Origin of the sequence: Flagellimonas yonaguniensis (assembly GCF_029193885.1) — a bacterium.
Classification (GTDB): domain Bacteria; phylum Bacteroidota; class Bacteroidia; order Flavobacteriales; family Flavobacteriaceae; genus Flagellimonas; species Flagellimonas yonaguniensis.
The window spans coordinates 533,883-547,326 of record NZ_JARFVB010000001.1 but is presented as its reverse complement, the minus strand read 5'-3'; the positions used below and the strand labels follow the sequence as shown (position 1 = coordinate 547,326).

General features: G+C 42.0%; 14 protein-coding genes. 8 read left to right on the top strand and 6 right to left on the bottom strand.

Going from position 1 to position 13,444, the window contains the following annotated elements:
* Window positions 1-142: 142 nt before the first annotated feature.
* From PY092_RS02470 to PY092_RS02450, 5 genes are all read left to right on the top strand, one after another.
* A complete protein-coding gene (locus PY092_RS02470; RefSeq protein ID WP_275614268.1) occupies window positions 143-655 on the top strand; it encodes a CAP domain-containing protein in 513 nt (170 codons plus the stop codon).
* Between the two features lie 104 nt (window positions 656-759).
* Window positions 760-1,302 (top strand): 3-hydroxyanthranilate 3,4-dioxygenase, encoded by a 543-nt coding sequence (locus PY092_RS02465; RefSeq protein ID WP_275614267.1) that lies wholly within the window; start codon window positions 760-762, stop codon window positions 1,300-1,302.
* A complete protein-coding gene (locus PY092_RS02460) occupies window positions 1,299-1,673 on the top strand; it encodes a DUF1304 domain-containing protein (protein WP_275614266.1) in 375 nt (124 codons plus the stop codon). The genes PY092_RS02465 and PY092_RS02460 overlap by 4 nt, the downstream gene beginning before the upstream one ends.
* 70 nt (window positions 1,674-1,743) lie before the next feature.
* Window positions 1,744-3,297, top strand: coding sequence for an L-piperidine-6-carboxylate dehydrogenase (gene amaB / locus PY092_RS02455; RefSeq protein ID WP_275614265.1), 1,554 nt, complete (start codon window positions 1,744-1,746; stop codon window positions 3,295-3,297).
* A gap of 382 nt (window positions 3,298-3,679) precedes the next feature.
* The gene (locus PY092_RS02450) at window positions 3,680-4,222 is read left to right on the top strand and encodes a hypothetical protein (protein WP_275614264.1); all 543 of its coding nucleotides are present in this window, start codon (window positions 3,680-3,682) and stop codon (window positions 4,220-4,222) included.
* A gap of 22 nt (window positions 4,223-4,244) precedes the next feature.
* On the opposite strand, the gene PY092_RS02445 is transcribed toward PY092_RS02450, so the two are convergent.
* On the bottom strand, window positions 4,245-5,240 hold the full coding sequence (locus tag PY092_RS02445; RefSeq protein WP_275614263.1) for an acyl-ACP desaturase: 996 nt from the start codon (window positions 5,238-5,240) through the stop codon (window positions 4,245-4,247).
* Window positions 5,241-5,285: 45 nt separating this feature from the next.
* Window positions 5,286-6,011, bottom strand: a complete 726-nt coding sequence (locus PY092_RS02440; protein WP_275614262.1) for a metallophosphoesterase family protein — start codon at window positions 6,009-6,011, stop codon at window positions 5,286-5,288.
* Between the two features lie 152 nt (window positions 6,012-6,163).
* On the opposite strand from PY092_RS02440, the gene PY092_RS02435 reads away from it, so the two are divergent.
* Both PY092_RS02435 and PY092_RS02430 read left to right on the top strand, forming a co-directional pair.
* Window positions 6,164-7,108 (top strand): carbohydrate kinase family protein, encoded by a 945-nt coding sequence (locus tag PY092_RS02435; protein ID WP_275614261.1) that lies wholly within the window; start codon window positions 6,164-6,166, stop codon window positions 7,106-7,108.
* The gene (locus PY092_RS02430) at window positions 7,109-9,028 is read left to right on the top strand and encodes an alpha-amylase family glycosyl hydrolase (RefSeq protein ID WP_275614260.1); all 1,920 of its coding nucleotides are present in this window, start codon (window positions 7,109-7,111) and stop codon (window positions 9,026-9,028) included.
* On the opposite strand, the gene PY092_RS02425 is transcribed toward PY092_RS02430, so the two are convergent.
* The 4 genes from PY092_RS02425 to PY092_RS02410 are packed head-to-tail and all read right to left on the bottom strand — an operon-like array spanning window position 9,025 to window position 12,262.
* Window positions 9,025-10,161 carry an ATP-binding protein gene (locus PY092_RS02425; protein WP_275614259.1) on the bottom strand — a complete coding sequence of 379 codons (1,137 nt, stop codon included), beginning with the start codon at window positions 10,159-10,161 and terminating at the stop codon, window positions 9,025-9,027. The genes PY092_RS02430 and PY092_RS02425 overlap by 4 nt on opposite strands.
* Before the next feature lie 39 nt (window positions 10,162-10,200).
* A complete protein-coding gene (locus PY092_RS02420) occupies window positions 10,201-10,581 on the bottom strand; it encodes a four helix bundle protein (protein ID WP_275614258.1) in 381 nt (126 codons plus the stop codon).
* A 40-nt stretch (window positions 10,582-10,621) separates the two neighbouring features.
* The gene (locus PY092_RS02415; RefSeq protein WP_275614257.1) at window positions 10,622-11,377 is read right to left on the bottom strand and encodes an SDR family NAD(P)-dependent oxidoreductase; all 756 of its coding nucleotides are present in this window, start codon (window positions 11,375-11,377) and stop codon (window positions 10,622-10,624) included.
* Window positions 11,378-11,389: 12 nt separating this feature from the next.
* Window positions 11,390-12,262 carry an aldo/keto reductase gene (locus tag PY092_RS02410; RefSeq protein ID WP_275614256.1) on the bottom strand — a complete coding sequence of 291 codons (873 nt, stop codon included), beginning with the start codon at window positions 12,260-12,262 and terminating at the stop codon, window positions 11,390-11,392.
* A gap of 160 nt (window positions 12,263-12,422) precedes the next feature.
* Here PY092_RS02410 and PY092_RS02405 point away from each other — a divergent pair, with 160 nt between their 5' ends.
* Window positions 12,423-13,424, top strand: a complete 1,002-nt coding sequence (locus PY092_RS02405; protein ID WP_275614255.1) for an AAA family ATPase — start codon at window positions 12,423-12,425, stop codon at window positions 13,422-13,424.
* Window positions 13,425-13,444: the final 20 nt, after the last annotated feature.

Sequence of the window (13,444 nt, the reverse complement as noted above, 5' to 3'; positions counted from 1 at the left end):
CCTGCCGTTCAGCCCAACATACTGCATTTCAACGTGATAATCTGTCCTAACATGGAAATTTCATGGAAAAGAATTGTGTCTCTTTTAGTTTAGCAACGAGAACACTTGGGAACTTAGAACACTCCCGGAAAACACCCCGAAAATGAAAAAATTATATGGCACGTTGCTGGTCATGGTGCTTGTTATTGCCTTAAGTAATTGCAGCACATCATCCATTCAAGAAGAGGAGCAAGACTATGCCGAAGCTACTCTGGGAAATGAAAAAATCATCATAGATCCAGTAGAGATGGAAAGTGAAGTAATGGCCCTTGTAAATAACCACAGAGCTTCAAAGGGTCTTTCTTTGCTGGAAAATAGTGGTACATCATACAAATATGCTGAAGAGCACAACGACTATATGATTTCCAAAAACAGTCTAAGTCACGATAATTTTCAATCCCGCGCAGAAAAGATTGCCGAAGAAACCAATGCAATCAGCATATCTGAAAATGTAGCTAGATATTATACTTCCGCGGAAAAAACCTTGGAAGGTTGGCTCAACAGTACATCTCACAAAGAAGCTATGGAGGGAGACTTTACCCATACAACACTTAGCGTACAATTGGACAAACAAGGTAGACCTTACTACACTCAGATTTTTATTAAAGTGGACTAATTGACAAAAAAATATTATAAGAAGACTCGCCTGTTGGCGGGTCTTTTTTGTTAATCGCTATGTTGCCAGCGAGGTTTTTTTTACCTTTCGTAAAATCTTTGAACATGGCAATACAGGCACCTTTCAACCTAAATAAATGGATTGAGGAAAACCGAGACACCTTAAAACCACCGGTTGGCAATAAGAACTTGTACAAAGAGTCCGGCGATTATATTGTAATGATCGTGGCAGGGCCCAATGCTCGAAAAGACTACCATTACAACGAGACCGAAGAGCTTTTTTATCAATTGGAGGGCAACATAGAGGTTCACATTCAAGAAGATGGCCAAAAAAGGACCATGAAGCTTGGACCTGGCGATATGTACCTTCATCCCGCCAAGGTACCGCATTCCCCTGCCCGCCAAGAGGGCTCCATAGGATTGGTCATCGAGCGTAAAAGGGCACATCTTGACGCTGAAGATGGATTGCTTTGGTTTTGCGACAACTGTAACCATAAATTGTACGAAGTTTACTTTAAATTGAATGATATCGAGAAGGATTTCTTGGGTCATTTTAAGCACTTTTACGGTTCGGAAAAATTGCGAACCTGTAACAATTGTGGAACCGTTATGCCGGTTGACGAACGTTTTGTAGCCAAAGAAGAATGATACTACTTTTCTCAAAAATCATCATTGGGATTGTGGCATTGCTCCACATCTATTTTTTGTGGTTGGAGATGTTCGCATGGACCACCAAAGCAAAAAAAGTGTTCCGAACCCTTAAGGAAGATTTGTTCGAACCCACAAAAACACTGGCTGCCAACCAGGGTCTGTACAATGGTTTTTTAGCGGCAGGACTGATTTGGTCCCTGATCATTCAAGATGATGCATGGCAAATTTATGTGGGCTTGTTCTTTTTGGGTTGTGTAGCTGTAGCAGGTATATATGGCGCAATGACCGCTTCAAAAAAAATATTTTGGGTTCAGGCACTTCCCGCACTGATTGGAATTCTTCTGCTGCTGGTCCATCAATTCCTGTAAACCGCTTATTGGCTTGAAGATTATTTGTATTTTTGTGAAAATATAACAATTCATCCATAATAAGTTATAAATGTCAAAAACAGCTACTGCTTTTGGAATAGAAGAAGCCTTAAAAGAATTAGGCTTAAACGAAATAAACAATGGTACTTCCACTGGGAAAAACTGGTTTTCCAAAGGAGAAATCATTGAATCGTACTCACCTGTTGATGGTGCTTTGATCGGAAAAGTGAAGACCACTACCCGTGAGGATTACGAGAAAGTCATCAATACAGCTCAACAAGGTTTTAAAGAATGGAGGACCATGCCCGCTCCACAACGTGGAGAAATCGTTCGAAAATTCAATGATGAGCTGCGCAGATTAAAGGAACCTCTGGGCAAATTGGTGTCCTACGAAATGGGCAAAAGCTATCAGGAAGGCTTGGGCGAGGTACAGGAAATGATAGACATCTGTGATTTTGCCGTAGGTCTATCACGACAATTGCACGGACTTACCATGCACAGTGAACGTCCTGGACATAGAATGTACGAACAATACCATCCCCTTGGTGTAGTAGGTGTTATTTCCGCATTTAACTTCCCTGTCGCAGTTTGGTCATGGAACACAGCCCTGGCCTGGGTATGTGGCGATGCGTGTATTTGGAAAGGTTCGGAAAAAACACCGATGACCTCGGTAGCCTGCCAAAATATTGCGGCTCGTGTATTCTCCGAAAATGGTGCACCTGAAGGAATTTCTTGTTTGATCACGGGAGACTACAACGTCGGTGGGTTCATGACCAAGGACGAACGCATTCCATTGATTTCGGCAACTGGCTCTACCCGAATGGGAAAAATAGTGGCCAAAACCGTGGCAGGGCGCCTTGGAAAAACCCTACTGGAACTTGGAGGCAACAACGCTATCATCGTTACTCCTGATGCCAATATAAAAAACACTGTAATCGGTGCCGTCTTTGGTGCTGTGGGGACCTGTGGACAACGATGTACCTCCACACGTAGGCTGATTGTCCATGAAGATGTGTACGACAAGGTCAAAAATGCCATTGTGGATGCTTACAAACAAATACGTATTGGAAATCCTTTGGATGAAAACAACCATGTTGGACCACTAATCGATAAAGATGCGGTAAAGAATTACCTGAGTGCCCTCGAAAAAGTTGAGGCCGAAGGTGGAAAAGTTTTGGTTGAAGGTGGTGTGCTCGAAGGCGAAGGCTATGAGAGTGGTTGCTACGTAAAACCTGCCATTGCCGAAGCAGAAAATCACTTCGAAATTGTTCAACACGAAACTTTTGGGCCTGTGCTTTATATTTTGAAGTATAGTGGGGACCTACAGAACGCCTTGGATATGCAAAACGGGGTAAGACAAGGCCTGTCATCGGCCATAATGACCAACAACCTGCGTGAAGCCGAGCGCTTCCTTTCCGTTGAAGGTTCTGACTGCGGTATTGCCAACGTGAACATTGGTACTTCAGGAGCCGAGATTGGCGGGGCCTTTGGTGGAGAAAAAGAAACTGGTGGTGGTAGAGAAAGTGGTTCCGATGCATGGAAGGTCTACATGAGGAGGCAAACCAACACCATAAATTACACTACGGAACTTCCACTTGCACAAGGTATCAAGTTCGATTTATAACATAAAAAAGCCGCCCATTTAGGGTTCAATCTAAATGGGCAGTCTTTAAAACCAACTTAACTAACTCAAACTTAACATTAAACCCTATTCCAATGCCGGAACTTTGTCGGGAGAAATAGGGTTCTTTACCTAATATTTGGCCTGAATTTCCAAATATTTCATCAAGAAATTAAATGGTATCTTACAAGTGGTCAAAAAAACTGTATGGTTGGCGCCTTTTGCTTCATTTCCCGATTTTGATTTTTCCTACAAATTCTCTTTTCTTCATTATCACGCAATTTTTGATGGTCAAATCCAAGGTTTTTTAAGATTTTTTTAATATTTTAAATGAGAAGTTCTTACAACTCATTTTATATTGATCATGGATTGGATAGGTTCAACAATGTGGTATTGGATTGTATTGGCCATCACAGGAATCATTTCTGGGGTTCTTGGCTATTTTTTTGGAAAATCCGACACACCTTCCCTGCAAGAAAAATCCTTTGAGATCAATTCCCTTGAAATAAAAAATGCCAAATTAAAATCCGATTTGGAAACTTGTCGAAAACGACTCGATTCATACACCACGAAAACCGGACAGCTAAAAATTGATAAGGATTTAAAGCCTTCGGAGCATGCATCTTTCTCGTTTGATGCTACAGGGGCCAAGGCCGCTTTTGGGAAAACCATCAAGGAAAACGACTTAAAACTAGTGGAAGGTATTGGTCCAAAAATTGAAGGGCTCTTCCACAATTTCGGTATTAAAACTTGGAAAGACCTATCGGAAACCTCAGCAGATAAGTGCCAAGATATACTCGATTCTGGCGGAAAAAGGTATCGTATCCACGACCCAGCTTCATGGCCCATGCAAGCTAAAATGGCCTACGAAGGGCATTGGGAACAACTATTTGAATGGCAAGAAAAACACCGTGCCGGCAAATATTAATTTGATAGACCGACTGGTCTTTCTATAACATTCCGTTGGCCTCCACCCACTTAAAAGTGTACTGCTCTTGCGAAAATTTCATGCGCTCGGATATTCGCTGTAACCTTTCCGGAAGCTTCATCAAATATACTCTGGCTTTATCCGCTTGGTCGGAAAGTCCCCTAAGGTTTCCAATGTCCCAATAATCATTCAGTTTTTTCAGAATATCGATATAATCCTGTGAAGTATACACGCCTAAGCGTTGTGCGCAATTGGAAAACTGCTCAAAGGCTTCGCCAATAGTTCCGCCCGATTCACGTAAAAAATGGGCCGGCATCACAATTTTTTTCTTCATCATATCGGCAAAGGCCAAAACCATTCCGTCCGGGTCTTGCCCTAATATGGTCTTTACAAATTCCCGATATGCTAGATGGTGTCTCATCTCGTCGCCAGCGATAATGGTGCACATCTTTGCCAAAAGCGGATTGCCTTTCTTCTTGGCCATTTTGCCCACCCTTTTATGTGAAATATTTGTGGCCAGTTCCTGAAAAGTGGTGTATACGAAGTTTTTGTAAGGATCTCTGTCCGTTCCAATGTCAAATCCATCGGATATCAAGTGCTGTGTGGTAATCTCTATCTCGCGCATATTCACGCGGCCCGACAGGTACAGATACTTGTTCAAGACATCGCCATGGCGATTTTCCTCAGCGGTCCAGGCACGCACCCATTTGCTCCAACCATTGTCCTTACCGCTATGCTGATCTATGCCCTCCACATCCATCAGCCAAGATTCATAGGTCGGCAGAGCTTCCTCCGTAATGGTATCTGCCACAAGGGTGACCCAAAAATCATAACCAAGTTCCTTGGCTTCACCTCGGATTTTCTCCACTTCATCAAAAAAATTATCACTTTGGGAATCTGGCAAAAAATCTGTGGGCTGCCATATTTTTTCCGTCGGTATTAGAAATTCGTTGATAAACCCTTCTACTTTGGGTTCAATCGCCTGCATTACTTCCAATCTTACATTCTTAATAGACATAGTACGGGGTTTTTACAAAGGTCTCTATAAAATAATGAATTGTGACTAATTTCTTCCTCTTTCTCCAGGATAAAATGTATGCACAGGATCACTTTGCCAATACTCTTTGGTTTCCACGTCCAACATGGTCAACCCGCCCTTAAAGGCCGCTCCGGTATCCACATTCCAAACATTGGCCTTGTTCTGTGGATGCACAAACTCATTCTTGGACAATGGTGTGTGGCCGATAAAGACTTCCTTGTAGTGAGTCAGTCTTTTGGGAAACTTGGGGTCCGTGGGCTCCAAACTTGGATCTAGTGCCCTTGCCAGTTCCCATAAGGTTCGGTCCCAATAAAAGGATTGCTCAAAATATTCATAGTCAATGCCCTTGAGATTGGTATATCCTGCATGAAGGTATAAGCGGTTATCCTCCGCCAAATAGTAGTTTTTCAATTCCTCATAAAACTTAAGGTGTATGTCCCATTTGTCCCTATCCGCATTTAAATAGGATGCTCTGGTTGCTGTACCGCCATGCGCCAACCATTGTGGATTCTCTTTTTGATCTACGAGCCAAGCCCTACAAAGTTCATCGTGGTTTCCTCGGATAAAAGTGCATTTGTATTCATCTTTAAGTTGAATCAAAAAATCGATGGTCTCTACCGCTGTGCTCCAGGCATCGACATAATCTCCCAAAAAAACAATATGATCGTTCGGAGTAACCTTTACCTTCGTCATTAATTGTTCCAACGCCCGTACTCCTGAATGAATGTCGCCCACAACAAGTGTTCGCATAAAAAAGTTTTTGGCAATATTACACACAAATGATTGGCTTGTGAAAAATCATAGCTGCTTTATCACGTATTTAACTTAGAATTCAAATAAACCTAACTGTTTTTTGGACAAGGTATATTTTTCTATGTACCTTAGAATATTCCGAAAACAATATGAAAAAAGTTTACTGTATTGGTGAGGTGTTGATAGATTTTGTTGCTGAACGGCAAGGAAGCGACCTGACAAAAGCCAACGAGTTTACCAAAAAAGCAGGCGGTGCCCCCGCCAATGTTGCCTGTGCCATTTCCAAACTGGGTAGTAACGGGGTGTTTATTGGATGTGTTGGCGATGATCCGTTCGGGAAATTCCTTTTGGATACTCTGAAGAACGAAGGAGTTGACATTTCGCTGACCCAATTATCGGACACCTTTACCACACTTGCCTTTGTTTCGCTCTCGGAAGATGGGGAGCGCGACTTTGTTTTTAGCAGAGGTGCGGACAAGGAATTGAAATACAATCCGAATCTACGGAAGAACCTTCCAGGGAACATCCTTCATTTGGGAGCTGCCACGGCACTTTTGGGTGGGCCTTTGGAAAAGACATACGCCAAATATCTTTTTGATGGCCTTACCAAGGAAATGTTCATCAGTTTTGACCCCAATTTCAGGATTGACCTTTGGAAAGATGATGAGGAAACCTTCATAAAAAAATGCATGCCATTTGTGGAAAAATCCCATCTATGCAAGTTCAGTATGGAAGAAGCGCAACTCATCTCTGGAAAAGAAGATTTACATGAAGCCTGCGACGTACTGCACAAGGCAGGAACTAAAATCATTACAGTGACTTTAGGCAAAGACGGTACTTTACTGAGCATGAACGGCACCAAAAAAGTGATTCCGAGCGTGAAAGTAACTCCCGTTGATACCACGGGAGCCGGAGATGCTTTTATAGGGTGTCTGTTGTACCAAATTTCGGACTTGGGCAATTTTGAACCTATATTCGAGGATTTCTCACTCGTTGAAAACATGGTCGCCACGGCCAACAAGGCGGGTGCCATAACTACTACAAATTATGGTGCTATCGTAGCCCTGCCCACAAAAGAACAGCTAGAAAATTAAATGAACCAAGCGAAATTACACAGGCTTATTTCCCAAAAAGGGAAAAATGACCAAGAACTCTTTGATCAACGTTTGGCCACCAATCTTACTTTGATCCAGAAGCAATTCTTTTCCCTTTATTCCGAAGATCATCATGAAAAACATTTCCAAAAACTATTGAAATTACTTCCCAAGTTGTTTTTGGAGAGGCCCGAAGTATTGCGGGAACAGGATTTGATTCGATTACAATCGGGAAATTGGTACCAGTCCGAAAAGCTAGTGGGTATGCAGCTCTATGTTGAACATTTCAACAAAGACTTGAAAGGGCTGCAAGACAAAATACCCTACTTCAAAAAACTAGGGGTCAACTTTTTGCACCTCATGCCCATCACTACGAGGCCAAAAGGGGAAAATGATGGTGGATATGCAGTGAACAATTATTTGGAGGTGGACAAAAAATATGGCTCTAAAGATGATTTACTGCAATTGACCACGGCATTCCGCAAAAACGGCATCTATTTGATGCTCGATTTTGTGGTCAATCACACCTCCAACGAATTTTCTTGGGCCAAAAAAGCCAAAAAAGGGGATAAAAAATACCAAGGTTACTACTATATCTATGAGGATTTCACCATCCCAGCCGAATTTGAAAAAATCCTGCCCGAAGTTTTTCCCGAAACCTCGCCAGGCAATTTTACCTATATCCCCGAAATGGAAAAATGGGTAATGACGGTGTTCAACAGCTATCAATGGGACCTTAACTACACCAATCCCGAAGTATTTTTGGAAATGCTTACCAACTTGGTGAAGCTAACGGATATGGGGGTAGACGTAGTCCGTTTTGATGCGCTTGCCTTCCTTTGGAAAAAAATAGGGACCATATCGCAAAACCTGCCCGAAGCCCACAACCTTATCTCACTGTTCCGAATGTGTATGCAAGTGGTGGCCCCGGGCTCCATTCTTTTGGCTGAAGCCATTGTGGCCCCTACTGATATTGTAAAATATTTTGGGAAAGAAGAAAAGGAGGGGAATGAATGCGAAGTGGCTTATAACGCATCTTTAATGGCACTTTTATGGAATTCCATTGCTACAAAAAAAACGCAATTGCTCTACAAGAGTCTGATGAACGTACCTTCCAAACCCAAAGATTGTACTTGGATCAATTACATCCGTTGTCATGATGATATTGGATTGGGGTACGAAAACCACCTCATCCAAGAACTGGGATGGAATCCCGAAATGCACCGAAAATTCTTGCTGGACTACTATTGCCAACGGTTGGATTGGACACCTGCGATGGGAATGCTTTTTATGTACAACCCAAAAACTGGGGATGGGCGTATTACAGGAAGCGCTGCTTCTTTATTGGGACTTGAGAAGGCCATCAAAAGTAAAGATGAAAACTTATTGGAAGAGTCGGTGCGTAAAATTATTATGCTGCATGGCATCACATTGGCCTTTGGAGGTATTCCATTGATCTATGCTGGCGACGAAATTGGCACACTCAACGATTATTCCTTTCAAAATGATACATCCAAAAAAGGGGATAGTAGATGGGTAAACCGCCCCATGCATGATTGGGAAACCATTTCAAATTTAAACGACAAGGTCTCGCCCCAATCCCGAATATTCCATGCGCTTCAAAAACTTATCAAAATAAGAAAGCAAAACGAGGTTTTTGCTGATCGAAACAATCTTGAGCTGTACCATACGGGGAACGATCATGTTTTTTCTTTTGAAAGAGCACAAGGCGATCAAAGTTTGTTGGTAATCTGCAATTTTGATGAAAATGCTCAGGTCATCGACAGTAATTGGATCAAAAAACTGGGGTACTTCAGTAAAGGGGAACCACTGGATCTAGTGTCTGATGAAAAAGTGATTTTGAACAGCGCCCTTTTAGAGGTTAAACCCTATCAAATGTTATGGTTAATGAAGTCCTAGGCGTATCTTACCTTACGTAAAATTCTTTGGGATTCTTTAAGGGATTGGTAAACATGGCTGTCGTAAGCCTTTAATAGTTGCCTGGCTCCGTCCATTTTATCTTTTGCCTCTTCAAATCCATTGAGATAGCATATGAGATAGGTTGCTGGGAGATGGGTCATATCAGTATGCTCCGAATCCGTCAATGGAATACGGTTTTCGAGTTTTTTGAGCAACGCATTATTGGTGTTGTACACGTGATACAGTGTTTTTTTATCAAATTGTGGAGGTTCGAATATTAGTTTACTGTTGATGGTATATTTGCCATTGTCAGAAAATGTAATCGTCATTTCCTCCAATGGATAGTATTTTTGCTGAGACCCTAATCCCAATTGCACATATTCCAAGGTTTTAAAGGAATCATCATCGTAATCAATCGTGATTTCGTCCAAAGCGGAATAGAACAATTTCACCTGTTCATTGATGAGTTCAATATCCACTCTGGAGTAATAGACCTTACCCTTGACCTTCTTTTTATTGCCCGCCCAACAAACAACAAATTGCTCTTTGAAGACTTTATAGTCACTTGTTAAGTCGGGGTGTCTGGTATTGAAGAAATTGATTACGGCATCCAGCGTGTATTCGATATTGTTCCGAGCGTGCTGCTCAATGGTGGCCACTTTTTCGGAATTGATATCCTTTAGTTCAATATCAAAAGCTTTGGGTAAACTAATGCTTCCCTCACGAAAAAAAACCGCCCCTCCGTAGTACTTCCAAATGTTCTTTCGCAGGGCGCAGACTTTACCGTTGGACCTGATAGTGACCAACCCAACCACCTTGCCTTCGGGCAAATGGGGAAAGGGAATGTTTTCATAAGAAATCAGTGGTGGATTGTCCAAATAGGCGTTGACGAGATTCTGGATTTTGCTGTCATCAAAAAAGTCAACGCCAACAATTTTGCTGTCCTCATCCTCCACACCGATCACGATAAAGGAATTGTTTGTGGGGTTGCTGTTGGCCAGAGCGCAGACATGCTTTAAGAATTTGGCCTTGCCTTCCTTTTCTCCTATGGATATAAAACGCTTTTTGTCGTAAAAACTATTCTCGTCGTTGTGGGCCAATAAGTTTTTTACGAGTAGGCGTTTATTGATCATAACTAAAGGTTGCGAGATTTGAGATGTGTGTTGCGAGATTTAATCATATTTTGCTCCTTTTCTCTCCGATTTTTTGAGATAAGACATAAATGCACCTATCTTTTTTCCTTCCGTGATAGTTTTGGAACAAATATTATCGAATTGTGTTTTTGTTATATGTTCCCTATCTAAACATCGGTACAATTGAGACCTCAATTCTCCACAAGAAGCTTTTGCAATACTTAAAAACTGAATGAGTTCACGATTTCCGTTTCGCTCAAATCCTTCTGCAATATTATCCATAATTGACCCAGAAGAAGCATTCATTTGGTTCTTGAGACTGTAATCATTACCCAGAGAAGTACTTTCAATTAGTATCCAGACCTCATTACAAATTTCTCTTGCCAGTTTCCAAACATCCAGTTCCTCAAATCCATTCATAAATTGCTATTTTAAACTTTCAACACAAAACCCGCAACACTTAATTGTTTTTATTAACAATTGTACTGCTGGCCTGAGCGGTGGGCATCACCACAAGGTCGGCAATGTTCACGTGGTAGGGTCGGGTGACCACGAACAGAATAATGTCCGCAATGTCCTCGGGTTTTAAGGGTTGAAAGCCTTTGTAAACATTCGATGCCCTTTCCGAATCTCCCTTAAACCGAACATCGCTGAATTCTGTTTCCACCAAGCCCGGGTTTACCGCACCCACTCGAATGCCATACGCATTCAAATCTATCCGCATTCCTTGATTAATGGCATCCACAGCATGTTTGCTGGCACAATACACATTTCCATTGGGATAAACTTCCTTACCGGCCGTGGAACCAATATTGATGATATGTCCTGACTTGTTTTCCACCATTTTTGGGATGATGGCCTTGGACATATACAGCAATCCTTTTACGTTGATGTCCAACATAGCATCCCAATCATCTGGGCTGCCCTTATCAATGGGGTCCAAACCATGGGCATTGCCGGCATTGTTGATCAAGATGTCTATCGTAGAAAACTCCTTGGGCAAACTTTCTATGGCCGAGAATACATCTTCACGATTCCTCACATCAAAATTAAGGATGAAAATAGCTGTGTCACGCCCCAACTCGTTTTTGAGTTGTTCCAAACGTTCCTGTCTGCGACCGCAGAGAATCAAATTAAAGCCTTGCTTTGCAAAAAGTTCGGCAGTTGCCTTTCCAATTCCACTGGTTGCTCCAGTTATCAGTACAGTTTTTGACATCTTTATTTTTTATTATGGTACTTCATGTCCTTGGCTTGCCACCAAAAGGGTAAACCAATCCTGAAGTTCCAAATCTATTTTTGCGGCTGCAGCCGATTGTTTAATTCTTTCTTTGTTTGTAGTTCCGATTACAGGATGTACCATTGCGGGGTGTTTTAAAATCCAGGCCAATAGCAACTGGCTTTCATCAGCATTGTACTTTTCCATTAGGGGAGCCATGGCTTCTTTAATACGCTCCACCTGTTCATCGGTTTCTCTAAAAAAGCTCCCCAACGGACTCCAGGCCATTGCCATTCTTTTGTTGGCTATGCAATCATCAAAAGTGCCATCGTACATCGGGTCGTGGTGTGTTAGGGAAAATTCGACTTGGTTTCCTTCAACAGGGACAACATTTTCCAACATGGCCACTTGGGAAGTCGTAAAATTCGACACCCCAAATTGTTTGATCTTGCCACTTTGCAATAAAAGTCGTGCAGCTTCGGCCATCTCTTCGGGTTGCATTAACGGACTTGGCCTGTGCATTAAGAAAAAATCTAAATAATCCGTCTTCAATTTTTTCAATGACTCTTCCGCCGACCAAACAATGTAATCCTTGTCGTATTGATAATGATTGATCTTGTTGTCCCTTCCCCTGGTCAATTGAATACCACATTTCGTAATCAGCTGTATGTCCTCCCTTTTAATTCCACTATCCCCGAAGGCCGTTCCAAAATCACGCTCCGTCGAATAGCTGCCGTAAATATCGGCATGATCAAAAGTAGTAAGGCCACATTCGATGCTATGGTGCATCAATTCAACCATTTCTTTTTTGGAAAGTTTTTTCCCCCAGCTTCCCCAAGTCATCGCTCCCGATATAATGCGGGAAAATTTCGTTGTCTGTTCCATATACGCTGAAAGTATAAAATTAAACCCTTAAATCCTTCATAAAACTAGGGGTTTAGCGTTTTTTTTAACCATTAATTAACAGGTAGGTTTTAAATAAATTTTCATTTTGCACACCTTAGTGAAAACACCGACCTTAACACCAAACAACAAAAGTAAATAGATGGAAGAAAACACTACTATTGATATTAGTGCTGTGAATGAGAAAATTGCCCAAGAAAGCGCTTTTATTGACCTTTTGACGGTTGAAATGAACAAAGCGATAGTGGGACAGACGCACATGGTAGAACGATTGCTCATCGGCCTTTTGGGAAAAGGACATATTTTGCTCGAAGGTGTCCCCGGGCTAGCAAAAACCTTGGCCATCAACACCTTGGCAAAAGCTGTAAAGGGCAGTTTTAGCAGAATACAGTTTACTCCCGATCTATTGCCTGCCGACGTTATCGGTACGCTGATCTACAACATCAAAGAGAACGATTTCTCCATTAAAAAAGGACCCATTTTTGCCAATTTTGTCTTGGCAGATGAAATCAACAGGGCACCTGCGAAAGTTCAGTCCGCACTTTTGGAGGCCATGCAGGAAAAGCAGGTAACCATTGGTGATGAAACCTTTATTCTGGATAAACCTTTTTTGGTAATGGCCACACAAAACCCCGTGGAACAAGAAGGAACGTACCCGCTTCCTGAAGCTCAGGTTGACCGATTCATGCTGAAAACGGTAATCGATTATCCAAAACTCAACGAGGAGCAGCTTATCATTCGTCAAAATCTCAAGGGTGAAACAGAGCCTATTAAACCAGTAGTCTCTCTGGAGCAAATCCTAAGGGCTCAAGAAACCGTCCGTGAGGTTTATATGGACGAAAAAATTGAAAAATATATACTCGACCTCATTTTCGCTACGCGATATCCAGAAAAATACAATTTGGAAAACTTGAAGCCATTGATCAGTTTTGGTGCCTCTCCAAGGGGTAGCATCAACTTGGCCAATGCATCCAAGTGCTACGCGTTCATCAAACGAAGAGGTTATGTGGTTCCCGAAGACGTAAGGGCCGTAGTGCACGATGTACTACGTCACAGAATCGGGATCACTTACGAGGCCGAGGCAGAAAATATTACTTCCGAAGAAATCATCAACAAGATTGTAAACGAGGTAGAAGTGCCTTAGCGGTTCAATGTTTATCGGAA